Genomic DNA, 26,285 nt, shown 5'->3' on the forward strand with positions numbered 1-26,285 from the left:
GTGCCCAAGCGGGTGACGACGGGCGCCAGTGGGGCTTTAGACGTTACAGAAGACCCCCGGCGACACCTGCACAATCGACATACCGAAGCGTCGTAACGGACTGCTGGCGATGCTCCAGTAGGCGGCAATCAAAACCATGCTCTCCGCGCATTTTTTGGCGGCCGATCAGTTTCGTGTGCATTCCCGCCTGGTTCCGTGAGCTCAATCGCGATAGAAAATGCCGTTTGGGGGTTTGAGGTTGTCGAGATCGGCCACTTTGCCCTCCGGCGGATTAAGGGCGCGCTTAAGCACGTTATATTCAGCGCGGGTCGGTCCACCGGTCGAAGCACGCTGGAACACCAAGTAGAGTGTACGCCGAGAACGATTGCTTTTGTTTGGTTGTGAGTAGTGCGGTGCGTAATCGTCGAAGATGAAGATGTCGCCAGCCTTCCATACTACGGGTTCCCAGGAGAATGTTTCGGCGACCTCAGGTTCAATCACCCCGCCGGCATCCATGGGAAATACCCCCTTCTTGTGGTTGCCGGGGCTGAAGAAAAGGCCACCATTGTCCGGGTCGGAATCGTCAATGCCTATGGCAACGATCGCATGGACCATCCGGTCGGGCAGCCTGTGTGGAATGTGATAAATGTCCTGATGCGGGCGATAACCGCCGCTATCGGGATAGTGGAAGATCAGCAACTCCTTGAGTCTGCGCGAATCTTCGCCAAGCAAATCCTCGACCGCAGAGTTTATGCGCTGATCTTCTAGGAGGAGAAGACGCAATGGGTCATGGAAGTCCAGAAAATTCTCGGCCTTAGAGGTGATCTTTCGATCATCAGTCGTCTTCTCGAACCACATGAGCCATTTATCATCGCTAACATCCCAGCGTGATACGTCTTCAACAAAGCTTGAAATCCGTTCCACAGCCGCGGGATCGAAGAACCTTTCGAGCCTGATGTATCCGTCTTTCAGCCACTTTTCTCTTTGTGCATCAGTCAACATGCGAAAGGCCCCCTGTTGGAAAAAAGTGGTTGGTCGAACATTCCGGTTAGAGGCAGTCGGGCGCTGGCCAGGGTGTGGCCCACGGAGACGATACTCCACGGCATGCAGACGGCGACGCAAAGTGCGTTCCGCTCCGGGTGGATTGCAAGGCTTTGTTGTCCCTCCTCAATGGAGAGATCGCCCAGGCCCGTAAAGATCTATCGATCCGGTACGTCTGCATAGTAGTCACGGCCGAGCATGCTGTTGATGGTGCGACTGCCCGATAAGACGACCTTTCGTGCAGCCTGACGCAACGAAAGTCGTGCGCCGCGAAAATTTTTGCGACAAGTTCCCGTTCCGGTCGGGCGATCAGGGAGGCACGTCGCTGGCATCGGGTCCATCGATGCTCCAAAAACGAGTATTGTCCGCACAAGTTCGGCGCTAGACTGCCCATCCGAGGCCAAGCTGGGTCCTCGGATTCCCTAAGGTGGTCCCGATCACTTACCTCACCCGGTCCAGCCACCACACGCATCGCTACGGGCCGGAACCCTCCGCTGACGGCCGACGCAGCCATGGCCACTAGGGCCACTGGGCACTTTCGAGTGAGCGACCTTGTACGGTTTCGACGACCGTGGGGCAAATTCTCGCCCGCAGAATTAAGCGATGCGCCCATAGGTCCAAGGGCATGTTCAGTCACGATGAGTTCGGAGCGGGCTCCGGACTGCGCCGCAGCGGAGGCGGACATCATTCCTTGGATGCCACCGCCGATGATCAGCAGTCGCCGAGTCATATCCCGCTGCCCATTTCTTCGGCTACCGGGTCGGGCCAGCTCTCGACGGTGGTACGGCTGATAAAGCCAAGATGCTCAGGGTTCGCGCACGGCGCGCGCTGTAGAAGGCTGTCAAGAATGCGGCGAGCTCGCCAGGCCAGCAGGCTTAGGTTCGGATCGGCCAGCCCGCGCTGCCCGGGATTGGCGTTCTGTACGAAGATGCGTCTGTCACGCGGTCCGTCCCAGCACACCGAAAAATCCGCGTTGATGACCAACTCATTGTCGGTCTGTTGCAGCCGATCCGCCATCGGTTCCAAAAAGCTTGGCACGGCGTTCTCGTAACCGGTGGCCAGGATGACGATGTCGGCCGTGACTTCTTCGACGTCGCCCAAGCCGCGCTGCAGCGTCAAGTTATGACCCGCGCCGGCGTTGATGCAGCGCGAAACGTTGCAACCCGGCCGCAGTGCGATGTCACATAGGTCTGGCTCAAGAAATTCGTGGCGATACAGCGCCTGGTAGACGGCGCGCAAAGTGCGATCCGAAATACCATCCGAGGCGAGCACGAAACGCCGCAGGAACAGCTTGCGCTGCGGCTCGCTCATGGCCGCGAAACGATCCGAAAAACAGGGCATGAACAACTCGTTTGTGAACGGGCTGTTGTCGAGGGGCAGGTAGTTTTCGCGCTGCGAGACCCAGGTGATCGAGGCAGGCCGCCGTTCTCTTGGCCCACCGACCAAATGCAACAGCACCTCGGCTCCCGACTGGCCGCCACCAACGACGCAAACATGTTTATGTCGCACCTCAGGATGGATGTGCAGCAAATCGGATGAATGGAACAGGTTGCGTCCGATCCAGCCCTGAAATTGAAGTGGAATCCGCGCTTGCTTGCCGATGCCGACCACCAGGTCTCTTGCACTGAGAACTGCATCGTCCGTCCGCACCCGAAACTCGCCATCATAGCGTATTTCGCGCACGGTCTCGCCGCCGCGGACAAGTGGGTTTCTGCGGAACGCCCAGTTCAGGTATTGCTCGAACTCAGCCCTGAGCACAGCATCGAACTGTGCATTCAGGAAGTGATACAGACGCCCGTTCTCGTGCAAGTAGTTTATGAAGGTGTAGGCGGATCGCGGATTCACCAGCGTGACCAGATCCTTGATGTGGCTGACCTGGAGTTCTGAGGAATCGAATGCGCTGCCTGGATGCCAGCGGAAGTCGACTTGCCTATCCAAGAACAGTGCTCCGTGCCCGATTTGCTCGTGTATCTGACACGCAAGGCTCAAATTGGACGGGCCAGCACCGATCCCAATGCAAGAGAGATCCAGTTGTCTTGCGCCTACTGACCTTTCCCATACAGACGCTGTGCGCAGCGAATGCGGGCCATGGCAGTTGGGCTTGCCCTCCCCGCAGGCATCGTCGACACCGCCGGACTTGCGACAGCTTGTCCGCGCGTTCGTAGTATCGGGTGTGACGCCCGCGGATCCCGGCTCCGTGATGAGGTCGGCACTCATGCCGGCGATATGTTGCGCGTGGCTGGCATCAAGACTCCCGCCTCGATGACCCCCGCGTGGTCAGTGACATGCTTTCGCAACCTATCCCTCATTGCAATTGGGCTCAGTTGTGCGCCTCGACCGCGATGAGCCGACCTTCGGCCAGCTTGGCGACCAGCGAGGGCACGGTCATCAGTGCGGCGACAGCATTTTTCCGTGGGTTTGATCATAGAAGACATCCGCTGCTGAATTCGGGAAGTCCCCTGCATCGAACGTGCCAGAGCAAAAGATCAGCAAAGCAACGGAAGGCATGGCTTGCGATCCGTCGAGTATCCGACATTGAGGCCGAAACCTTGCACCGGCGCCGATTTTGCACGTAGTCGTAGTTTTCGACTTCATGGCGTTGCAGGCGCTCTTGGCACTTTCCACACGGTCGACTGACCTCGGCGCCAAGTGTTCGACCCCGAAAAGGAATTTCCGTTGCAGCTGACCATCGGGCGTCGCGCACGATCGGGCCAGCCGCGTGAGCTGGAGCGCGAGGAACGAGAAAGAAGAGAGCGCGACCGCGACGACCGGGACCGTTAGAGGACCATGTTTGATCACCGCGTTTACCAGTACGGCGACCCCGAAAAGGGTGACGAGCGGTTTGGCAAGCTATTTGCAGCCGTCATCTGTCGGGTACACTGCAGGCCGCTTATGAAACGGTGTCTGGCTGGTACCAAAACTACGTGCAGTGGCGCGGCGAGATGATAGCTTTTTTGCCGGCTTGTGGCCGTTTTGATCGTTGCAGGCCCTTGGCGCTCGAGTCTTATGTGAAGACAGACGAACCGAATCGGAATCCGACTGCTGACGAAACAGCCGATTGTGCAATGGTGGAATTCACTTACCGAGGCTGAGCGCTCGGACTGGCTGGCCCGGGCGGATTCACCGTGCCCGCGAGGCTTGGGCAGCATACTACCTCAGGCACCGCTCGATTTACAACCTGCTGGAGTGATCCACCAAATATAGATCGCAAGGAAGAATCCGCTGGCAGACGGAAAGGCTTGGGGGATGATTTGGTGAGCGGCTTACAGTCGCTCCCGGAAAGGTGGCCTGGAGCACGGCACCGGCTTCTCCGGAGATCGCCTGTTGTTGGGACTGTCAGGAATTCTGTGCGCGAGGCCATGATGATGGAAAGGAGAGAATCATCACATGGCTATCGAGAAGGAACTTCTGGACCAACTGCTTGCCGGCCGCGATCCGAATGAGGTGTTTGCCAAGGACGGATTGCTCGACGACCTGAAGAAGGCGCTTTCGGAACGGATTCTGAACGCTGAACTCGACGAGCACCTTGAGGACGAGAACAGCGAGGGGAATGCCAATCGCCGTAACGGCCATTCGCGAAAGTCAGTGCTGACGGGCACATCGAAGATGACGCTGACGATCCCGCGCGACCGTGCCGGAACCTTCGATCCGAAGCTGATCGCCAAATACCAGCGCCGCTTTCCCGATTTCGACGACAAGATCATCTCCATGTATGCGCGCGGCATGACGGTGCGCGAGATCCGCGGGCATCTGGAGGAGCTCTACGGCATCGACGTATCGCCGGACCTGATCTCGGCCGTCACCGACGCCGTCCTGGAGGAAGTGGCCGAACGGCAGAGCCGGCCGCTGGATGCGGTCTATCCGCTGGTCTTCTTCGATGCCATCCGGGTCAAGATCAGGGACGAGGGCTTCGTGCGCAACAAGGCCGTCTACATCGCGCTCGGCATCCTGGCGGACGGCACGAAGGAGATTCTCGGCATCTGGATCGAGCAGACCGAGGGCGCCAAGTTCTGGCTGCGTGTCATGAACGAGCTGAAGAGCCGTGGCGTCGCCGACGTCCTGATCGCCGTCGTCGACGGCCTGAAGGGCTTCCCCGAGGCGATCAACGCCGTCTTCCCCCAGACCGTGGTCCAAACGTGCATTGTGCATCTGATCCGCCATTCCCTGGAGTTCGTGTCGTGGAAGGATCGCAAGCCGGTCGTGCCGGCGCTGCGCGCGATCTACCGGGCAAAGGACGCCGAAGCCGGCATGAAGGCCCTGGAGGACTTCGAGGCCGGCTACTGGGGCCAGCGGTATCCGGCGATCACCCAGAGCTGGCGGCGCAACTGGCAACACGTGGTGCCGTTCTTCGCCTTCCCCGAAAGCGTGCGCCGGATCATTTACACCACGGATGACATCGACAAGCCTGATTTCGGCTTTTTCGACTCCTGGCGTTTCTTTGTTCGGCTTCAGGTGAGCCTGTTTCTTCGTCCCGGCCCACAGGATTTCCCGTGCGAGCGTGTCGAGACGCAGTCAAGGCTGGCCGGTGCGGTGGCGCCACGGCCGGCTGCGAGGTTTCCAGGCCACGCCTTGACTGCGTCGAGCACGGCGCCAGTCTGGAGCGGACCGAGACGGCGGTCGTGCCGGCACATTCCCTATGCTATATTTGTCCGGCACGGACGACCACGTGGCAAAGAGTGGTGTAGGGGATGAGAGTGCCGCCACGCAGCCTTATAGTCGTTCCTCCTTTGTGGCGTCCGTGCGCCGCTTCGGCCCGCGTGGCCGCCAATGCCGAACTATCAGCTCGTAGGCACGCTCGGCATTCTCGGCCGCGGCCTTCTCGCTGTTTCGCAACTCCTTCACGTTGTAGGCGTAAGCCGAACCACGGCGACCGACACCGCGCTCGCCCGGCGCGCCAGCCTTGAGAGCGAGCTGCCTCTGCTTTGCCGCCACCAGCGCCGGGCGAGCCCAGAAGTAGTCCTGCTCCTTTGTCAGCAGATGCCAGATCAACACCGCGAGCTTGCGGGCGACCGCCACGGCTGCGACCTGATGGCCACGCTTGTTGCGGATGCGCAGGAAGAAGGCGCGGGCATGGGAACGCCCATGTTTGCTGATCCGGCCATATTGCGCCAAGCCAAGACCGGATTGGCGCACACGCGGATTGAGGCCGAAGTAGCTCACCAGCCTCTGCGGCTCGCGGAACCGCCGGATGTCGCCGACGGCGGCGATGATACCGCTCGCGACGATGGCATTGACGCCGGTGATTGTCTGAAGCCGCCGGACTTGCACATCATCAACTGCTTCCCGGGCGATGTCGCGATCGAGGTCAGCCAAATCCTCGGCCAGGCGATCGATCTCGCGGATGTGGCGGGCGATAGCGGCCCGCTCGTCGTCGGGAAGCACCTGCTGCTCGAGCCAGGCGCGACCCCGACGGTTGAACAGATCGGCATGCGGGCACTTCGGCACGAGGTGCGCCTGCAGGATGCCATGCACCTCGTTCTTCACACGCGTGCGATGCCGCACGACCTGATTGCGCCGCGCGACGAGGCGGCGAAGCCGCTCAGTCCGCTCATCGGGAACCCAGACCTCCGGCAGAAAGCCGCTGGCATGGAGCTGCGCCAGAACGCCGGCATCGATCCTGTCGGTCTTGATCCTGGCATGGGCGATCGCCTTCACCTGCATCGGGTTGGCGACAATCACCCGGCCGACATAGGGCGACAGAACCCGCACCACCGCCATGGCGTTGCCCGTAGCCTCGACGACAACCTCATCCGTCCGTCGCAAACTGCGGCCGAACCCTTCCAGTCCCGAGCGGGTCATGTCGACCCGTCCGTGATGGCGCAGCCGGCCATCTTCCCAAACCACCACCTCCGCAAAGGTGCGGTGGATGTCCATTCCAATCACACGTCTCATCGGCTCCCTCTCCTCAAACAGTCGGGAGCCGGCGGGCGACGCGACACCTACGGATCCGCGCTCTCGGCGCAACCGGGCAGGTCGCAGGGGCGGCCAGCTACTAACGCGAGCTCGCAGCTCATCGAATACATCGGCCTGCCCGCACTTGGCGTGCTCCCGGTGCCCCTGTCCCGGATGGTCGCACCATACGCCGAAAATCGCTCATCTCCAGCGGGGATCGGATGGCACCGTCATGATCATACCGGTTACGAACGCGATCGAGGCGCTGAATTCCAAGCTGCGCCGCGCTGTCCGTACCCGGGGACACTTCCCGAGTGACGATGCGGCCATGAAGCTGCTATATCTGGTCCTGAACCACGCCGCCGAGGATTGGAAACGACCGCCGCGCGAGTGGTTCGAGGCCAAAACCCAGTTCGCCGTCGTCTTCGGCGAAAGGTTCGTCAGCCAATGACGAAACCGGCCTCGCGCACAGAATTCCTGACAGTCCCCCTGTTGTTAGCGCCAACCTTGCTTGAATTCTTCGATGCTGGGCGAGGCGATCTCCTTGAGAGTTCCGAACCTGCCGGTCAAAACTCGGCAAGGTCGTGAAACAGATTGAGACGCCTCGCTCTCCTTACCCCATCATGGGCGGCCGAGCGCCGACCGCGAAGAAAAGCGAGTGACCTGCGGGACGGTCCAGAAAAAGTGCAGGAGTGGCTTGACCTAAACGACCGCAATCAGAGAAGACTTTGATGTCCCTCATACCGCAGCCTTCCTCATACCAGCGGACCCAGAAGCTGGCCAAATGGCGCTCTGCCAATCCTAACAGATCAGACAACGTGACAGCGCGTAGAGTGCTGGTTGCCTTGCCGCGCGGAGGCGCCAGCGGTGTATGTCTCGCCAGTTACCTCCTGCCGCGTCAGATGGTGCTGACGCTTAACCTAAACCTACACCAACCTTAACTTTATTTAACAATACGTCACAGCCCCTATAACTGTACACAAGACGACGTTCTTAACATAATCAACTACTTGGCAACCACACTCGCACTTCCGTGGCTGCGTTGACGGTAAAACCTGTAAATGGTAGTCTTTTGCTGAAAGTTTTATCAACTCCCGTTTGATCAGATGCAAGGCCACATGCAAATGGTCAACCGATAGTCACACCCATTTTGGGCGCTGGTTGCTTGTCCTGTTTCTACTAAGAGAGAGGCTGCAAAGGTTAACTAGGATCAATTAACGATTTAACAGCGGCGGCTTGCTTTTCAGACTTCGGCTCGAGGCCGATTACTCAAACAATCCATGGCATTTATAGTTTCTTTGCCGGCTCGTTAGAAACTTTATAGCGAATGCGGTTGCACTTTGGAAAAGTGGCGAGCCAAGGCCCGAAGAATGGACGACAGGTGTGAAGCTCGCGGCCACAAAGACTGCGCTTGCGCTGTAAATTAAGGAGCAAAACAACGCGGCTCATACTGAAGCGCTTGGCCCCAAAGTAAAGCAAAGTCAATATTTTGCAGCAGTCGTCCGAAAGGTTCCGCATGAAACGTGTGTTTGATCCTGACTCTTATGCCGAGATCGTCCCGCGAGTTCCCGGCGACGAGGTTTATCAGTTTATTGGTTTCCCTGATGCAATGTTTCCAGACGGGGGCTGCCTGAGAGAAACGATCGCCCAACGGCAAAACCCGGATGATCGCCTGCTCGGGAGAGGCATGCGTGATACGCACTATAAGACACAGGTCAGAGTAAAAGACATTCCAACTATTCTGGACGAATTCCACAACTCCATACACATCCTTTCGCTTGACTGCTTCGATACGTTGCTATGGCGCAAGACAGCAACGCCCGAAGATGTTTTTGCCGTGCTGGCCAATAATCCCGTCGCGCGAAGCTTGGGGGTGACTCCCGACCAACGGATTCGTGCTGCTGGGCGTGCCTATCGAGCAAATCTCTTAGAGAAAGACTCCGGGGAGATCGATCTCGTTGATGTTTATCGACATTTTGCGTCGCTTTCTGGTGAGGAACGGGAACTCTTGACCGAGGCGGAAATCCAGACCGAGATGAATGTTTGCTTTGCATTCTGGCCCTACGTCGAACTGATCAGGCAGGCGCATGCCCGTGGGATTAAAATTATTATCGTGAGCGATATGTATTTACGCGAAGGTCAGTTAAGGCGCCTCTTGGCTCGGCACCTGCCTCCAGATGCTATGAAGGCAATCAGTAAGGTTTACTGCTCTGTTGATTATGGGACACCGAAGAGTGATGCCCTTTTTCAAGTTGTGATTAAAGAGTGCGGCGTGTTTGCCTCACAAATACTTCACATTGGCGATAATGGTATATCCGATGCGCAAGTCCCGCGAAAATTGGGTATACGTGCTCTGCATTTCGTGGCATTTGATCGCAAGGTCACCGACTTTTTGCGGCTACAGCACGCGGCATCTTCGTTGATTGTAATGGAGGAGGCTGCGCCGGAGGCAGTTGTTGTCCCTCGCTATAGTCCATTTCGGCCGGTGTTCTCTGCGGAGGACCTGCATCCGAATGCGCCTGAGACAGTGATCGGCTACTTGTCGTTTGGTCCGGTGCTTTACGCCTACGCCCGTTTTCTCATGGATGAGGTTGAGGCGCTAGAACAGCGGGGCCAACGAGTAAGAGTTCTCTTTCTTTTGCGTGATGCTTATCTTCTTTCAGCTGCGTGTGAAGCCTATGCGCGCAGGCCTATTGGCAAGCTGGCACGAATCAACAGATTTGTATCTGTTGCATCATCTTTCAAAACTATCACTGACGTCGATTACTACCTCAGCGAGATCGATACGAGGATTGATAATTTTCATTCCACTGCGAAACAGCTTTTGCTTCCGCCCGAAGTGACCGAATTGCTGATACGGATCGCACATCAATCTGCCGATCCACAAAAAACGTTCCATCAGCTGCTGCGCGATGACGATGTGTTGGCGCTCATATTCCAAAAGTCGTCCGCTCTGCGTTCCAGATTGAGGCGCTATATGTCAAGTGTTTTAAAGTTGGAGGAAGGTGACACGGTTGTTTTGGCAGACAATGGTTATGACGGCACGATCCTGGACTATCTGACCCGCACCTTTAAAGATGAAATAAAAATAGACATATTGGGTCGCTATCTGGTCGCATCCCACCATCCTTACCGTCCGGCGAACAGAAAAGAGCTTATTACGACATCATCGTGGGAATACCATTTGTTTGAGCAATGTTGTACCGTCAAGGAAGGGGCGGTTGTGGATTATGATGATGACGGAAATCCAGTTTTCGATAATGTCGAGCTTAGTGAGAAGCAGTACGGGAAGGCGAAGAATGTTCAATCTGAATGCGTGCGCTTCATCAATGATGCCGTGACGTTTTTTACCAAATCTGGCGTCACGCACGATTTAGCTATTTTAAAACACTCCGCCCATGCAGCCCTATTCCGCCATGTCTATATGCCCATTGAAGCGGAGCTGGAATATTTCAGGGATTTTCAACACGACAACGGTGTCGGACAAGATCGTCTCCTTACGATCTACAATCAAGAAAGTGCCTTGAAGACTGTGAGGCGCCTTCCGTCGCCTTATCGTCTGGATGCATATGAAACACGCAGCTTGGGACTTGACTTTACATTCAGCGCTTTGTTACAGAAAAGATTTAAGATTAATCTAGTTGAAAGAGATATGAACGTACGTTTTTCACCCTTGGAGATTTCGGTAGGAGGGGCGCACGAATCGAAGGTGTTCTTGCTTAGAGCGCACCATCTGTATGACGGATACTTCTCACTGTTGGTTCCATATCTAAGCGGAACCTGGGTGAAGATGTTTTTGGGGCTACATTACGAGTGGTTGCAGGTTGCAGATATAGCACTATCGAACGGTGCAAGATGCGGGCTAAAAACGCTATTGGGATCTGTGGACTTGAAGGAAATAACGCAGCATGGCGAGATTTACCATTGCCTGTCGCGAGAAAGTGTTGCGATAATTCGTCCGATTGATTGTGAACAGTTCCAAGCTCCTCATTACTGTCATATTATCTTTCGCCCATTGGTTTCGAGGGCTGCTGATCCGCCGGGGGGCCAGGCACCACGCAATAATGAGGAAAGTCACGCGTGCCCAGTGGTGCGAGTACGCGGCTGCGACGATCGAACTGGCGAACTGTTCAGATCCTATGAAGGTGCGCCGGGAGAACGGCAAGTAGTAGATGGAGAAAGCCTAATACTTGCAGGAGTAGCGTCCACGTCGGGCACGAGCAGTGCGTAGGTATCCCAGAGGCTGTCGGCGAAGCGTCGGTAGCGGATCGTATAGGCCTGCCACTGAGCATGTGCTGGAGGTGCACAGGGCAGGAGAAGAGTTTCGACATCGGTCCCCGTGAGCAGCGCGTTGGTGCCGGGATCGGTGATGATGCGGTTCTCGGCTGCGGCGTCTAGAATGGTGATCCCAGCCATCGTCGGTGTCTCGGCCATCTGCCTCGCCGCGGAGCAGTCGACGCCCCTTCGGCGCGCCAGAGTTCCAGTGTCTTGTCACCGAATTTGTCGGTGACAACGCCCGCCAGCAGTTTGCAACTCCGTACGAGTCGACGACATAAACTTCGCAGGTGGGCATCATCTGCTCCGGCCAATTAATTGGCGTGGATGAGCGATTGAGGCGCTCTTGCGCTCGATCCAGCCGGTATAATTGTAGCGATCGGCGCGGTAGGACAAGGATGAAAAGTAAATAGCCCGATCGGTCGCATCGAAGGCGGTACGGTCAATTTGCAGCACCGCAGTACCGCTCGACACGTCGAGGGCTTTCGCCAGTCTGGCACGCGCGATGCCAGCCCGTATCTCCTGTTTGGCTCGGGCAAGCGGCACACCAAGCTGCTGCTCAAGGATCTTGGTGAGAGAGGCGTCGGCGAGGTCGATCTTTTCCATGCGGCGCCCGATTGCCGCGACGAACGAAACTGTCTCAACCGCTACGACTTCGTCGTCGATCGTGCGTAGGCGCTCGATGGTCAACACGCTTTCATCGGTCGGCACGTTAAGTGCGGCTGCAACCAAGGCATCAGCCGAACGCCAGTCGACCGTCACATGCCCAGTACCCGGTCGGAAGCCGCGCGCCAGGGCTTCTTCGGAGAATCCTGAAAAAGTGAGCAAGTCCCTGCCACTGTAACGTTTGGCAACGAACGTCCCCTTGCCAGCGCGGCGATAAAGCAAGCCTTCGCCGACAAGGGCAAGCAGCGCCTGTCGCACAGTGCTGCTGCTGAGTTCGTGCTGCTTCATCAACTCCATCTCAGTGGGGAGCCGATCCCCAGGATTGAAGACGCCGCTCTCGATCTGAGACCGAATGAAATCGGCGAGCTGGATATGAAGTGGAGTTCTACCGGGCTGGACCATGCGGTCTCCTTAAGCCTAGATCACGCCTGGCTGAAGAGATCGCCGAATTTGCCGGTCTGGGCGTCCGAGCCATAGTTATCAGCCTTCTCGCGCAGCTTGCCGACGATGATGGAGCCGTTTGCCCTGCTGTTCTCCGCGATCTGGCGCGGGAGCGTCGATGGCGCGCCGCACGATATCGGCGCCGTATCTCTGGTCGGCGTTGTCGACGGCTACCGCCTCGAGTGCGCAGGGCCCACTCCGCCGCCAGGCAGGATGCCTCTCGACCGCTGCGCGGGTGGGTGTCGCGCGTCGTTGACGCGGCCCTTGCTTTCCTACACCTCGACCTTGGTCGCGCCTCCGACGCGGATCACCGCGACACCGCCGGCGAGCTCGGCCAGCCGATTCTGTAGCTCCTCGCGGTCGTAATCGGAGGTGGCCTCCTCGATCTGCGCCTTGGCCTGCGTGTGCGGCCTCGATCTCCTCCTTCCTGCCGACGTCGTCGAATATCGTGGCGTTCTCTTTCTCGATCGAGACCTTCCTAGCGCGGCCGAGCATCTCCGGCGTGATGCCGTCGCTGATGGCGGTGCCGCCAGTCAGGATCGCGATATCCTCCAACATAGCCTTCCGGCGGTCGCTGAGCTTGTGGTCCGGCGGCTTAAGCTGGCTGGTTTCATTGCGTGCGTCAGGACCGGCGGCGACAACTTCGCCCTCCTGCGGCTTTTCCTTCGCGGTGTCGGGAATGGTAATGCCGCTGTCCGTCTTCTCGTCGGCTTCGATGCGGCGGACCAGGATGCGGTCATGCAATGGACGGAACGTCATATCGTTCTCCTTCAGGACAAGATTCCAACAGGCTACCCCGGTTCGGACTGACAGGGCTTGGTGCGGGCTCGCGCGACCCTTTTTCGGTCGCGCGCACATGCGGACCCAATTTTGCTGCCTTCTCCAAGAGTGGGCTGGCCTAGGAAGTTCCGACGGTTATGCCCTGTATTGCGATTGCGCCATGGGACGCGTTGACCGTTTTCGCGATGCGACGAGACGAAGTTTGACTGGGCTATCCTGAGCCCACAAAATACGTCTTCGGCGCGTTCAGCAGCTGGCATACTGGTTGTCAGATGCCACATCAGACAGCCTGGGTTACCTCTAGGGCTACGATATGCCCCCGGTGAGAGTTGATATTCCAGCTGTCGCGAAACTGCGATACTCGATAATCGTTGCATTCTTCGGCGCACGCTCTCTTTCGACGCGTCGAGCTCGCCGAAAAAGCGAACCTCTCCCTCTTGGCCCAGTGTCCGCAATCGCGATGGCGTTCCTCGGCTTCGCGACTGCAATTCCGACAAATGATTCCCTATGATCTGCCACAGCTCGTCCTCCTGTGATGAGGATCGGCTCGGCCCGCCCGGGCAAGCCTCGGACGCGCAGTGTAGGGCGAGCCACCTCACCGACAGAGGGACATACGGTCTTACTTTGAAGCGCAGCCTTGGGGTGAAGAAGCGCTCGCGCCCAGCCTGACCTGCTTCTCGACCCAACCCTTCTCCCAACTCGACGCTGGAGTGCAGGCCACCGGCTTGACAAGATAGTGGCCGATCCCAATGCAGGGCCAAACAGCGTCATCGACGCCCTCATGCCATGGAATTCCCAGCGCTGAATGGCTGCCGCTTACGCTACATGCGGCAATATGCGCTTCAATCTGATTGCCGCGCGGCACCCGAGGACGGACGCTGGCTGGCTTGGTCTACGTTCAATGATGCGTTCGATTTGGGCCGCTGCATCAAGTCAATCGCTCGAAGACGACGTTGATGTCAGTCATTGCAGCAAGCCGGTATGATCTGCCTTCCATGAGATTGATGATCCGATCTCTATTGCCCTTTAGATAATGCTCATTTGGCTCGCATTGGATGACAGCAGGTCTGATGCACTCGTAGTCAACGGCCTCGACGAGATCGTGATCCAGTCCTTCGCAATCAATCGATAAGAAATCGATCTTGTTGGCATAAGGGGTCAGTAGCTCATTGATACCAATCGCGCTCACCTCGATATGTTCTCGGATACCTCCTATACCGTCGAAGTCGCCGAAACTTTCAACGTGTGCTTTATCCACCGACGAAAGCTCATGGGCGTGTCCGATGAAGAGCGTCGCAGACGCTTGCGGAGCGGGCAACACAACGGATTGAACGAGAACGTCTTCCGGGCGCGCAGTCCGGATCAGCGCTTCCAATTCAGGATTGGGTTCAACCAGAACGCCTCGCGCGCCTCTTTGGTACATAAGATAGGTACTTGAGGTAGAGATGGGGTGATTAGCGCCGATCTCGACATAAAACACACTGGCCCAAGATCTTTGGCTCTTGCAGAGTTTTGCCGCCAAAATTCCTTCGACAATAACGTCTTCTCCGGCTTGTGCGTAACTGGCCGGCGCGAAGTGCTTGATCCGAGAGTTCGGCAGATTAAGGCGAGCGACCTCTTGGTTTATGGACTGGTTTTCAAACTGGGACAGCATAGCTCGACCTAACGTATTGGAGGGGAGACCGCTACGACCGGTTGTCGCTACGGCTCTTGCTTCATAGTCCCAGCAATCGGCGTGCCACATGCCGAATGCGGTGCTTCTTACTTATCAGGAGTGAAACACGCGCGCCCGCTGGAATGGCCGCGACACTTTTGTCGGGTTCGCGACATCGGCGCCACCAACGTCCCGGCGACTTGCCGAAGTGACGTGCAAACAGCGAAACCTGCTTGCAGCGGGTATTGAGCACTAGAGTTGCCACCTCCATGTCCTCGCTCATGCGCTACGGAAGTTAAGGCATGACAAGACTAAAGGCTCCAAGTCCGACCTTGTCCGCCAGCCGTGATCGCCTGAGGCCGGTCGGCACGAGGCCCGATCACGTGAAATGCCGCCATTCGACCAGCAGGCCGTGGCGGTTCTCCATCACCCATGTGCCACGAAGCACAGCTTGGCCTCCTTGCCCGGCCCTTGCGGTTGAGCCTGGCTTCGGGATCGGGTCGGGGCATGAGCCTCCGGTTGCAACGTTTCGCGCTGCATATGGCCGGGCGGGTCACAGGCTGACGCTGCAGCGCGGCATGACCGACGTCGGAAAAGTCAAGGCCGATACCGCATCCTGGCCACCCGGTTACCCAAACGCGCTGCCAGACCGACAATGAGTTGGCTATTCGCGAGGATTTCTCGGTGCGCTGGAACGGACCACATGACAGCCGCATCTTCGTACAATGCGAACCTCGGGCAGCGTGGACTGACTGATCCGAACCTTCCCGCTGGCCTGGGCGCTTGTCGGAGCCTTCTAGACGAAACTTCATGCGGGGTTGATGGATGTAGCGCAAGCCAGCGAAATACAAAGGTTGCTGAGGCCGATCTGATAACCATTTCCCGGAGACCACACCCACCACAAACGATCTTACGCTGCCGCTGGGCGGTTTGTCATCAGTCGGCGGCAAGTCCGTCGTCGCCCATTTCGACGGCGGCATGCTGTCGTCCAACAGCGGCGTTCTGACTTTATAGCGAAGGGTCACAGGCGTGCGCCGCTTTGCCTGTCAAAGATGTGGACCCGGCGCGGATCGATCCTCAGCCTTATCTCCCCACCAGGTCGGACGCTAAGCCTGTCCTTGACGATGGCATCAATCGCGTCCGCGCCAAACTTGGCGAAGATCTGCGTTTCGGAGCCAGTCGGTTCCAGCACCGAAACCGTTGCCGGCAAGCCGTCGGGCGCGATGTCGATATGCTCGGGACGGATGCCGTAGATGACCGGCTGGCCGCCCTGTGCCCTGGCCCCGACCGGGAGCACGGATCCGGTGTCCGAGACAAAGATCTGCTTGCCGTCCGTTGCTTCGATCTTGCCCTTGATGAAATTCATCGCCGGCGAGCCGATAAAACCGGCGACGAAGACATTGCCCGGATTGTCGTAGAGATCGAGCGGTGCGCCGACCTGTTCCACCTTGCCGTCCCGCATCACCACGATCTTGTCGGCCATTGTCATCGCCTCGATCTGGTCATGGGTGACATAGACGATCGTCGTGCCGAGGCGCTGATGCAGTTCCTTGATCTCGACACGCATGGCAACGCGCAGCTTGGCGTCGAGATTGGACAGCGGCTCATCGAACAGGAAGACCTGCGGGTCGCGCACGATGGCGCGTCCCATGGCCACGCGCTGGCGCTGCCCGCCGGACAGCTGTTTCGGAAATCGGTCGAGCAGCTTGCCGAGGTCGAGGATCTCGGCCGCCTTCTTCACCTTGGCGTCGATCTCGGCCTTCGGCCTGCCCTTGATCTTGAGCGAGAAGCCCATGTTGTCGGCAACGTTCTTGTGCGGATAGAGCGCATAATTCTGGAACACCATGGCTATGTCGCGGTCTTTTGGCAGCACATCGTTCACCACCCGGCCGCCGATGCTGATCTCACCCCCCGATATCGCTTCGAGACCGGCGATCATGCGCAACAGGGTGGATTTGCCACACCCAGAAGGACCAACGAGGATGACGAACTCGCCATCGGCGATGTCGACATTCACACCATGAATGACCTGGACGCTTCCATAACGCTTGACTATGTTCCTGACGGTGACCTGAGCCAACTGGCATGTCCTCTATTGCGCATAATCTGCATCTTCATCTCTATGCGAAACCCTCGAGATTATTCTTTGACGCCCGACATCGCGACGGACTGGGTGAAATAGCGTTGGAAGCCTAGCAGGATGACTGCCGGGATGAGGCTCAGAATGGTCGATGCAGCGAAGATCTGGCCGTAGTCGGTGGTGTGCTCCCCCGCCATCAAGGCGAGGCTGATCGGGGCGAGGAACATGTCGTTGCGCGTCGTGACCAGAAGCGGCCACAGATAGGCCTGCCATTGCCCATTGAAGATTATTACTCCGGCGGCGATGAGAGCCGGACGTGAAAGCGGCAGGAAAATCTCGAGGAAAATCCTTAGCCACCCGGCTCCATCGACTTGGGCCGCTTCAATCAATGAGCGCGGTATGGCGAGGAAGAACTGCCGCAGCAGGAAGATCACTATGCCGCTGCCGACGAAGGGCATGATCAGTGCGATGTAGGTGTTCTGCAGCCCGGCGCGTGCGAAGATGGCCGACAACGGGATAGCCACGACCTCCTCAGGGATCAAAAAGCTGAACACGATGATGGCGAAGACGACCTCGCGGCCGCGCCACTGCATGGCGCTCAACGCGAAGGCTGCGGCTGCGCACACCAGGAGTCCCACGACCACCGTACATGCGGCCACCACGATCGAGTTGATCAATCCGGTCCGGAACGGTCCGCCGAGCGCGCTGCCAAAATTTGCCAGCGTCGGCCGGGGCGGAATGAAGCTGCCAATGGAAAGCGGTTCGAGCGATGTAAATATCTCGCTACCGGGCCGGAGGCTTCCCGCAACAAGCCAAACGATCGGCAGCATAAAGCCGGCGGCGACGGCGATGCCGAACAGGAGCTGAACCATGCGCCCCACCCCGGCCGAGCCTTTTTCTCTGGCGCTCACAGTTGCTTCTCCCGCGACAGCAACCGGAACTGGATGAGGATAATGACCACCATGATGACCATCAAGGTCAACCCTTCCGCAGCAGCCAATGGCACGTCGTTGAAAAAGTAAGCCTGCTGATACACGTCAAACATGACTAGCTGCGTGCTGCCGCTGGGCCCGCCTCGGGTAAGTATTGAGATCGGCGCAAACAGCAGAAATGCGGACACGGTGTCAGCGACGATTACGAAGGCCAGCGGCCGACGCATCAGCGGAATAGTGATGTGCCACAGCGACGAAAGCTTCCCGGCGCCATCGATCGCTGCTGCCTCGTAGAGATCGCGAGGAATGTCCTTTAGGCCCCCAATGAGGAACATCATCCAGAAGCCGCATCCGATCCACGAGCACATAACCACGATCGACATCAGTGCCTGGTCTGGCGATGTGAGGAACGGCTGAGCGCTCACGCCTATGGACGTCAACAGAGCATTTGCCAGTCCCTGCGGGCGGTATGCAGCGCCCCACAGTATTGCTGCGACGCTCGATGGGATTAATACCGGAAGGAACACGAAGGTTCGCAGCAGCGAGAGGATCCGTGAATTTTCGGCAAATAGCAAAGCCAGGCCAAAAGCTATTGCCGTCTGCAGCGGCACGGCGACCGCGACAAAGGTTAAGGTCGCCTGAAGGGTCTTGGCAAAGGAAGGGGCAGTGACAAGAAACTCGAAATTATCGAACCAGACGAATTCGCCGTCGGGACCGGACAAGCTCTGTTGAACAAGCCAACCTGCTGGCAACAACCGAAACATGATGAGGGCAACCAGAGCCGGAGACAGGAAGAGGAGCGGCGCTATGGCCGCCCTCCATTTTGCAAGTCTACCAATCATGGGAGCGGCCCTCACAATCCGTCCCTCAGAAACCGCGCCCATCGCCATCGCTTTTTAGCGCTCGATACGCTTGAAACTGCGCTCAAGTTCACTTTGTAGCTGCGGAAACGTCTGAGCAGCATCACTTCCGTTGCGGATATCGCTCCATGCACGTGTGACCAGCTCCTCCAGCTGAAGATATCCCAGTGTACGCGGTCGCCTGACAGCCGTGTTCTCAAGCTCGTAGCGTATCAAAAGATCTATGCCGTTTAGGTTGGGATTTTGCTGAGGGATACGGCTCAGCACCTCGGTCGTAGCCTCGATGTTAGCGAGCAGATTACTTCCGGCGCTCGCAACTAGCGCTCCATCTTTGTCCAAACCCACATAGTTTAGGAATTTCAGGGCCTGATCGGTATTCGGCGTGTCCGCCGCCACCCCCAAATGAAATGATTCAGAAGGCGTTTCCGCCTTGCCACCGGCAAAATACGGATGCGGTGCCGCCGCATAGTCAAGACCTTCGACCTTACTGAAGTCGGCGATGTTCCAAGGGCCGCCAACAAGAAAAGCAAGCCGGCCAGCTTTGAACAGGTCGCGCATCTCTTGGCTGTTGGTCAGACCACGCGAAGCCACGCCATCGGCGAAGATGCTTCCATACCATTTTCCAGCCTGCAGCCAGGCATCATTGGCCACGTCTACGGTCAGCAAATCGTCACCCTTGACGCCTGGACCACCGCCGAGGGACTCCGGAAGGATCTGTAGCTGGTAGTAGCGATCGACTTGCTCGAAGCCGAAGCCCGTCTCGGCTCCGGCCGCCTGCACCTTCTTGGCAAGCTCGATGACTTTGTCCCAGGTCATGCGCGCGTCGGGCGAGATAGCCGGCGCTTCAACGCCGGCCTTGGCCAGAAGCCGCTTGTTAAAGAACAGAAGCTGCGTTGACTCCCACATCGGCATTGTCAGCATCTTCCCGTTGTAGGTAGCGCCCTGCACATCGCTCGGGAACAGCGCGCCCCTGCTTTTTTCTCTAAAGGCACTCGTCAGGTCTGCCAAAATGCCCAGCTTAGAGAACGTCGGGATATAAGTCGGGTCCACGAGGAAGACATCGATTCCGGAATTCCCGGTCCTGAATCGCTGGACGATCGTGTTCTGAAGGTCGGGAAAGGGCACACCTTCATAAGCAACCTTTACGCCTGACACCTTTTTGAAGGTATCGAAAAGTCCCTTAAAATCGGCGCCGTCTCCATAGCCGAAGACTCGGAGCGTCTGGTCCTGCGCCGCAGCCGGCAACGACCCAAGCAGTGGCAGTGACGACATCCCCAGCATACCGGTCAAGAAGCCGCGCCGACCCAAGCGATAGCCCGTTATAGTCATCTTGTTTCCTCCCGTTCGTTCTGCGGCCCATAATAACCGCTCCCTTAGCTTCAAGGTCCAGGCTAGGGCATTTCTTGCAAGAATGCAATAACCGAATATTGCCAGACACCAACGCCGTGTGATAGCAATGACTCGCATTGAGGAGGCCGCATGGTTCAGCCCGGTAGAACACCATTGCACATTCAACTCGCCGATATCATTCGGTCTCAGATTGAGAGCGGCGTATTTAACGCTGGCGATCAACTCCCCACGGAGATGGAGTTGATGAAGCAGCACGAACTCAGCAGCAGTACGGTGCGGCAGGCCGTGCTTGCCCTTGTCGGTGAAGGCTTGCTTTACCGACGCGCTGGCAAGGGGACGTTCGTTGCCAAGCGTCACATCGGCCGGGACCTGCTCACTTTTTCAGGATTTTCGGAAGAGGCCGTGGCGCGTGGATTCCGGCCGGGTACCAGGCATGTGACGGTCGCCTGGCGTTCCGCTGACGCGGTGGTTGCAGCCGCTCTCAACGTGCCGACCGATGAGAGGGTGCTGACCATTGAGCGCCTGCGAACCATCGACGATGAAGTCGTGGCGGTTGAGACGGTTTCGTTTGCCGCGGCAATCGGACGCCAGATGGAAAAGCTCGACCTTGCCGACACCTCTTTCACAGAAATTATCGAGCGGCAGCTTGGTGTGGCTCTTGCGCGAGCCAGGCAGGAGATAAGGGCCGGCGCCGCGCGTGCCAGGCTGGCAAAAGCACTTGAGGTGTCCAGCGGCACTGCGGTGCTGCAAATCGACCGTACCGCTTTCGACACGAGCGATCGGGTTATTTACTTTTCGTCCTCGTCCTACCGGGCCGATCGTTACATTTACACCGGCTGGATCGAGCGCAAGAGCGCCTCGATCGCTCACCCACGCCAATTGATCGCCCGGAGTAGATGATGCCCACCTGCGAAGTTTATGTCGTCGGCTCGTACGGCGTTGCGTTTTGGATTGTGGGCGACGTGCCAGCGCCGGGCGAAACCCGGCTGGGGTCGGGGTTTGCCTTCGGAAATGGCGGCAAGGGCTCTAATCAGGCCATCGGAGCTGCGCGACTCGGCGCCAGATGCAAACTGCTGGCGGGCGTCGGCGCCGACAAATTCGGTGACGAGGCACTGGAACTCTGGCGCGCCGAAGGGGTCGACTGCTCGGCGGTTAGGCAGATGGGCGAGACGCCAACGATGGCCGGGATCATCATTCTCGACGCCGCAGGCGAGAACCGCATCATCACCGATCCCGGCGCCAATGCGCGGCTCGCGGCGACCGATGTCGAAGCCTTCGCAGCCACCTGGAAGAGCCCGGGCATCCTGCTCACGCAGCTCGAGATCCCAGTCGAGACGGCGGCCCGCGCGCTTGCCCTCGGCAAGGCGCGGGGATTGACGACAATCCTTAATCCTGCACCTGGCCGCGCCCTGCCGAAGGAGATCCTTGCCGACGTTGACATCCTAACGCCGAACCAGTCCGAAGCGCGCATCCTGCTGGGGCTCGAAGCGGACAATCGGCAGGCCGACGCCGAAATAGCGGCAAGACTACGCGGTCTCGGCGTGGGGTACGTCGTAATGACACTGGGCGCGGATGGTGCCCTGATTGCCGGTCCTGACGGAATAATCAATATCGCGAGCTATCCGGTCAACGTCGTCGACACCACCGGGGCCGGGGATGCATTCAATGGGGCACTCGCTGCAGGGCTGGCCAGTGGATTGACCCTCGCTGAGGCCGTTCGCCGCGGCACTGCGGCGGGCGCCCTCGCAGTCACGAAAAAGCTCGTGGTTCCGGCATTGCCCGAGGAGAGTCAGATTTCACAACTGATGAAAGATCGGACCGCCTGCGCATGAAGATCAAGGTTGCTTTCCTTCCCACCAGTCCCCTGGCTATTGCCGGAGACGTATGCATTGTCGTGGATGTGATCCGCGCCACGACAGCTCTCGTCGGACTTTTCGACGCCGGCAGCAATCGTGTGTTTGTCGGAGGGTTTCGCTCGGACGTCGCTAAAGCGCGCGCCGCCGTGGGTGAGAATGGCGTTATTTGCGCGGAGTTGGATGATGGATCAACGCCCCTCGGATTTGATCATGAGCCCTCGCCGTCCCTCCTATCGCGACTCGATCTGTCGGGGCGCTCCGCGATGCTGGCAACGGCAAATGGCACGCCAGCCATTCTCGCGGCAGTTCGCGAAGGCGCTGCCTTGATACTGATTGGTTCGCTGCGAAACCTGGATGCGGTTGCCCGGCGTGCGCTCTCGGAGGCCTCATCGCGCAAAACAGACATCACCATAATCTGTTCAGGCCAGCTCCGAAACTCACGTATTGCGATTGAGGACAGCTATTGCGCCGGCATGATCGTTTCACGGTTTTGTGATCTTTCGAACGGTGACGCTGTCAAACTAGACGACTCGGCGTCGCTCGCTCACGGCTTCACAATCTCGCAAGATAGTGCCGTGAAGGTGTTATTGGGCTCGATGACCGGTCGTCGCTTCATCGGCAACTGTCGGCAGAACGACGTGGAGTTCTGTGCGCGCATCAACGAATCGAAAATCGTTCCGGTCATGACCGCGCAAGGCGAAGAATGCGATCATCCGGTTTATCTCCTCGATGCCTAGTAGCCCAGACGCCATCAGATTGATCAGTGGCCGACCTCGCGTCCTGGCCACAGCAGATCTCAGCCCGGAGGGCATCGCCTCGCTCCGCGACATGAGCGAGCTCAAATTGCTCGGCTGGGCAGCCGGCGAGTGGTTCTGTGATCGCAAGCAGCTAATGGAGGCAATTGCTGATGCCGAAGTTGTAATAGCGGGATATGAGTGCTTTGACGAGGCGCTGCTGGCTGCCGCACCTCAGCTTCGCGTGATCCTGTCAGTGCGCTCGGCCCCGGAAGCGAACATCGATGTGGCGGCCGCAACGGCGCGCGGGATCGCCGTCTTGCACACTGTCGGGCGCACGGATCACGGGGTTGCAGAGTTCACGGTTGCTCTCGCACTAGGGCTTACTCGACACCTTATCCCAGCCGGTGCATGGATTAGATCCCGCCCCCCTGACTTCGACGCCGGGGAGGACCTTTATCGCGGCACGGTATGGGGTCGCGGCGCGGGTTCTCCGCAACTCGCATTCACCGGCATTGAGCTCCATGGCCGCACACTCGGCATCGTCGGCTTTGGGGCAATCGGCCGTGTCGTCGCGGAAAAATTTTCCGGCTTTGGCATGAGCACTATCGTCCATGATCCATATGTCGACAGCGTCGAGTTAAGAACCCTCGGGGTCGAACAAGTCTCACTCGACGAACTTCTGGCACGCTCGGCAATTGTAACCTTGCACGCACGGCTCAGCACGCAAACGCGCGGCATGATCGGCGCAGACCAGCTCGGTCGGATGGGGCGCGGCGCGTATCTCATCAACACAGGTCGGGCAGGCCTTATCGACACTGGCGCGCTACTACAGGCCTTGGACTGCGAACAGATAGCTGGGGCCGCGCTAGACGTCTTTGACACAGAGCCGCCTTCGGCAAGGGATCCGCTTGTTACCCATCCGCGCGTCCTTGCGACGCCTCATATCGCCGCGTGGACCGAAGAAATGCGTGTACGTCACACCCGCAGCATTGTGCAAAATCTACAGCGGCTCTTGGCCGGCAAACCCGGCAATCTGTCGAACCCCGAAGTTCTCACGACGGCTGGGAGAATCGTGCCTTGAAAATCATCGATGTCGCCTCCCGTCTCTATCACATTCCGCCGACGGTCTCCTGGGAGGACGCCACACACCGCGTTGCGAACCTCGAATTCATCATCACCCGCGTGACCACAGACGCTGGAATCGTTGGCGAGGGCTTTGCCTACACGACAGGGATCGGCGGAAGCGCCATCCTCGCGCTGATCGATGATTATTGCCGAACGATGATTGTCGGACAAGATCCGCGACAGGTTGAGCGACTTTGGTCGTTCCTGTATGGCCAATTGCACCGCAGCGGCACCGGGGGCATCAACACCCTCGCATTAGGCGCGATCGACATCGCGCTATGGGATATCGCGGCCAAGTGGCACGATGTTCCACTATTCCGTCTGCTTGGCGCGCGCCGTGACAGTATCCCCACCTATGGCAGTGGCATCGACCTCTTCCTCGACAGTGACGCTCTACTCAACCAGGTCGAAGGGTTCCTGGCGCAGGGCCACAAGGCAGTGAAGATCAAGATCGGTCGGGACAACGCGGAAGAAGATCTCGACCGTATCACAGCCGTGAAGAAACTGATCGGCCCCACGCGACGACTGTTCGTCGATGCCAACCAGCACTGGAATGTCGCCGACTGCATGACCCGACTGCAAAAACTAGCCGCGTTCGACCTTGGCTGGATCGAAGAGCCTCTCCATGCCGAGGATGTTCGTGGGCACGCCGACCTGCGCCGTTTCGTGTCGCTGCCCATTGCGATCGGCGAGAGCCTATACACGCGGCATCAATTTGCTGACTATCTACACGCTAATGCCGTAGACATCGTCCAAGCGGACGTGTGCCGAGTTGGGGGTATTAGCGAGTGGCTGAAGATTGCCAATCTGTCAGCTTCCTTCCACCGCAACATGGCGCCTCATTACATGTCCGAACTCTCCGTCGCAGTGATGTGTGCGATCGATAACGCGGACATCCTCGAATGCGTGCACGGCGGAAGCTTCTCCGAGATGGGTGTGCTTCAGACGGCGCTTCGGCTCGAGAACGGAGTGGCCTTCCCATTTGAGGCGCCCGGACATGGGGTGGTATTCGACCACGAAAAGCTCGAGCCCTTCGCTGTCGATCCTGCCCAACTGCGGAAGCGGAATCTACAGAGTGCAAAGTGATGCGGCTTCATCACGCACGCACGGCATTCGATTGCCACAACCTGCTGGGCGAAGGATGCAACTGGAGCGCATCGGACCAGAGCCTATGGTGGACTGATATCGAAGCGAAGAGCGTGTTCCGCTGGGACGACAAACGGAGGGTTGCAGCGGTACGGCAACTTCCCAATCGTGCTGCGTTCGTCTTTCCACGCGCGCGTGGCGGCTTCGTGCTCGGCTTTCCTAAGTCTATTGTTGTCACCGACCTGACCTTTTCCGACTTCTCACAGCTGGCCGAAATCGAGCCGCATCTTGCGCAAACGCGCGTCAACGACGCCGCGATCGATCCGTACGGCGGGATCGTCTTGGGCACATACAATGAACGCAGCCGTGAGCCAGTCGGAAGCGTCTATCGCCTCGCGCCCGATGGAGAGATCGTCACGCTCTTTGGTGGCGTAGCGGCGGCCAACGGACTGGCATTTTCGCCCGACGGCCGGATCATGTACTTCACCGACACGACGGATGGCACCATCCGGCGTTTCGCCGTGGCCCCGCAATTTGCTAGTCTTGCGGAGATAGGCCCACTGGCAGGCCCGAACGTCGCCCCGGGATCTCCTGATGGCGCCATCGTGGACATCGAAGGGGGCTACTGGAGCGCCAGGCTTCGAGGCGGCTGTGTCGTTCGTATCGATCGAAACGGTCAACTCACGGATCGCGTCGACATGCCGAGTATGGCGCCGACCTGTGTGGCACTTGGCGGGGAAGACCTGAGCACGCTGTTCATAACCTCACGGCGAACCAGGCAATCGTCTGATGAACTTCTTCGATATCCCGAGTCCGGCAACCTCTTCCGCGTGGAGGTCGGTCAGGCTGGCGGACAGCCCTTCAGTTGCAGAATCTAGACCCCAAGGACGAGGTTTGTGTCCGTGCACGGATCTAGACTAAGACTAGTCGCGTGGGACATGAAAGCGCCAGCTGCAGGTGGAATGAAACCGGGCGTCGAAGGCGTGAGGAGGGGGCAGTGTGCGACATCAATCTTCGCGACTCTCGACGAAGATGCCGTATCGCTCTTCGTCCGGAAGCACGACCTCGCTCGGCCCCTCTGAACGCCACCCCATCATGCAGTTCCTGCTGGCCGACGGATTTTCCAAGAAGGCGCTCAGCCCTCGCTCGGCAGAGGCGAGGCTCGGCGCATCCATGCATCTCTGCGGGCCGGATAACGACGGATACCGGCCGGCATAGCGCGTACGAAGCTAAGGACAAAGACGCAAACACTCCCAGACGAAGGGTGCCGCCCTCGCCTCGACGCACGGCGTGCATGGCACCTAGGGCGTTCGTGTGCAAAAGCGCTGACACGCGCGCGTCAACAACGTCGGCAGAGGTCGGCTTCACTCCTTGGTAGGGCCGTCGCAGAGAGATGTGCCCAAACCTCGTCTGGACTGCGCCGCACGCCGAGAGCGCGTCGATTGCTGTCATCGAGCTTCCCCCTGTCGAACGCTGCCTTGTTTCATGTGGCGCAGGAAGCCGCCCGAGAGCCTTAGCTTGTACAAAGGAG

16 protein-coding genes and 4 pseudogenes are annotated in these 26,285 nt (G+C 58.4%); 9 read left to right on the top strand and 11 right to left on the bottom strand.

The genetic code is table 11. The features are described from left to right. Positions 1-201 precede the first annotated feature (201 nt). Both JG743_RS31355 and JG743_RS31360 read right to left on the bottom strand, forming a co-directional pair. Positions 202-981 (bottom strand): phytanoyl-CoA dioxygenase family protein, encoded by a 780-nt coding sequence (locus JG743_RS31355; protein WP_202296276.1) that lies wholly within the window; start codon positions 979-981, stop codon positions 202-204. A 765-nt stretch (positions 982-1,746) separates the two neighbouring features. Next, on the bottom strand, positions 1,747-3,051 hold the full coding sequence (locus JG743_RS31360) for a SidA/IucD/PvdA family monooxygenase (protein ID WP_202303116.1): 1,305 nt from the start codon (positions 3,049-3,051) through the stop codon (positions 1,747-1,749). A gap of 1,356 nt (positions 3,052-4,407) precedes the next feature. Between JG743_RS31360 and JG743_RS31365 the strand changes: the two are divergent. Further along, a pseudogene (locus tag JG743_RS31365) lies at positions 4,408-5,421 on the top strand (IS256 family transposase); the annotation flags it as partial. A 309-nt stretch (positions 5,422-5,730) separates the two neighbouring features. Here JG743_RS31365 and JG743_RS31370 read toward each other — a convergent pair. Then, on the bottom strand, positions 5,731-6,894 hold the full coding sequence (locus JG743_RS31370) for an IS110 family transposase (protein ID WP_202303118.1): 1,164 nt from the start codon (positions 6,892-6,894) through the stop codon (positions 5,731-5,733). A gap of 253 nt (positions 6,895-7,147) precedes the next feature. On the opposite strand from JG743_RS31370, the pseudogene JG743_RS31375 reads away from it, so the two are divergent. Both JG743_RS31375 and JG743_RS31380 read left to right on the top strand, forming a co-directional pair. Next, positions 7,148-7,363 (top strand): annotated as a pseudogene (locus JG743_RS31375) (transposase); the annotation flags it as partial. A 1,065-nt stretch (positions 7,364-8,428) separates the two neighbouring features. Beyond that, on the top strand, positions 8,429-11,143 hold the full coding sequence (locus JG743_RS31380) for an HAD family hydrolase (protein ID WP_202296277.1): 2,715 nt from the start codon (positions 8,429-8,431) through the stop codon (positions 11,141-11,143). 341 nt (positions 11,144-11,484) lie between these two features. Here JG743_RS31380 and JG743_RS31385 read toward each other — a convergent pair whose 3' ends face one another. The 8 genes and pseudogenes from JG743_RS31385 to JG743_RS31415 form a co-directional block, all read right to left on the bottom strand. Beyond that, the gene (locus tag JG743_RS31385) at positions 11,485-12,255 is read right to left on the bottom strand and encodes a GntR family transcriptional regulator (protein WP_202296278.1); all 771 of its coding nucleotides are present in this window, start codon (positions 12,253-12,255) and stop codon (positions 11,485-11,487) included. A 26-nt stretch (positions 12,256-12,281) separates the two neighbouring features. Further along, positions 12,282-12,867: pseudogene (locus JG743_RS31390) on the bottom strand (TCP-1/cpn60 chaperonin family protein); the annotation flags it as partial. After that, positions 12,862-13,053, bottom strand: a pseudogene (locus JG743_RS34450) (co-chaperone GroES); the annotation flags it as partial. The pseudogenes JG743_RS31390 and JG743_RS34450, both read right to left, overlap by 6 nt. Before the next feature lie 949 nt (positions 13,054-14,002). Beyond that, positions 14,003-14,728, bottom strand: coding sequence for an FkbM family methyltransferase (locus tag JG743_RS31395; RefSeq protein ID WP_202296280.1), 726 nt, complete (start codon positions 14,726-14,728; stop codon positions 14,003-14,005). 1,021 nt (positions 14,729-15,749) lie between these two features. Next, a complete protein-coding gene (locus JG743_RS31400) occupies positions 15,750-16,808 on the bottom strand; it encodes an ABC transporter ATP-binding protein (protein WP_202296281.1) in 1,059 nt (352 codons plus the stop codon). A gap of 59 nt (positions 16,809-16,867) precedes the next feature. Further along, a complete protein-coding gene (locus JG743_RS31405) occupies positions 16,868-17,719 on the bottom strand; it encodes a carbohydrate ABC transporter permease (RefSeq protein ID WP_202296282.1) in 852 nt (283 codons plus the stop codon). Continuing rightward, positions 17,716-18,582 carry a carbohydrate ABC transporter permease gene (locus JG743_RS31410; protein ID WP_202296283.1) on the bottom strand — a complete coding sequence of 289 codons (867 nt, stop codon included), beginning with the start codon at positions 18,580-18,582 and terminating at the stop codon, positions 17,716-17,718. Before JG743_RS31410 ends, JG743_RS31405 begins: the two co-directional genes overlap by 4 nt. A 54-nt stretch (positions 18,583-18,636) precedes the next feature. Continuing rightward, a complete protein-coding gene (locus JG743_RS31415; RefSeq protein WP_202296284.1) occupies positions 18,637-19,929 on the bottom strand; it encodes an ABC transporter substrate-binding protein in 1,293 nt (430 codons plus the stop codon). 150 nt (positions 19,930-20,079) lie between these two features. On the opposite strand from JG743_RS31415, the gene JG743_RS31420 reads away from it, so the two are divergent. From JG743_RS31420 to JG743_RS31445, 6 genes are read left to right on the top strand one after another with little or no spacing between them, the layout of a single operon-like run. Further along, a complete protein-coding gene (locus tag JG743_RS31420; protein WP_202296285.1) occupies positions 20,080-20,850 on the top strand; it encodes a GntR family transcriptional regulator in 771 nt (256 codons plus the stop codon). Continuing rightward, on the top strand, positions 20,847-21,782 hold the full coding sequence (locus JG743_RS31425; protein WP_202296286.1) for a ribokinase: 936 nt from the start codon (positions 20,847-20,849) through the stop codon (positions 21,780-21,782). The genes JG743_RS31420 and JG743_RS31425 overlap by 4 nt, the downstream gene beginning before the upstream one ends. Further along, positions 21,779-22,543, top strand: a complete 765-nt coding sequence (locus JG743_RS31430; RefSeq protein WP_202296287.1) for a 2-phosphosulfolactate phosphatase — start codon at positions 21,779-21,781, stop codon at positions 22,541-22,543. Before JG743_RS31425 ends, JG743_RS31430 begins: the two co-directional genes overlap by 4 nt. Next, positions 22,536-23,624 carry an NAD(P)-dependent oxidoreductase gene (locus tag JG743_RS31435; protein WP_274608513.1) on the top strand — a complete coding sequence of 363 codons (1,089 nt, stop codon included), beginning with the start codon at positions 22,536-22,538 and terminating at the stop codon, positions 23,622-23,624. The genes JG743_RS31430 and JG743_RS31435 overlap by 8 nt, the downstream gene beginning before the upstream one ends. Then, positions 23,621-24,754, top strand: a complete 1,134-nt coding sequence (locus JG743_RS31440) for a mandelate racemase/muconate lactonizing enzyme family protein (protein ID WP_202296289.1) — start codon at positions 23,621-23,623, stop codon at positions 24,752-24,754. Before JG743_RS31435 ends, JG743_RS31440 begins: the two co-directional genes overlap by 4 nt. Then, positions 24,754-25,632, top strand: a complete 879-nt coding sequence (locus JG743_RS31445; protein WP_202296291.1) for an SMP-30/gluconolactonase/LRE family protein — start codon at positions 24,754-24,756, stop codon at positions 25,630-25,632. The genes JG743_RS31440 and JG743_RS31445 overlap by 1 nt, the downstream gene beginning before the upstream one ends. Positions 25,633-26,285: the final 653 nt, after the last annotated feature.

It is taken from the genome of Mesorhizobium sp. 131-2-1 (assembly GCF_016756535.1).
Taxonomy (GTDB): Bacteria; Pseudomonadota; Alphaproteobacteria; order Rhizobiales; family Rhizobiaceae; genus Mesorhizobium.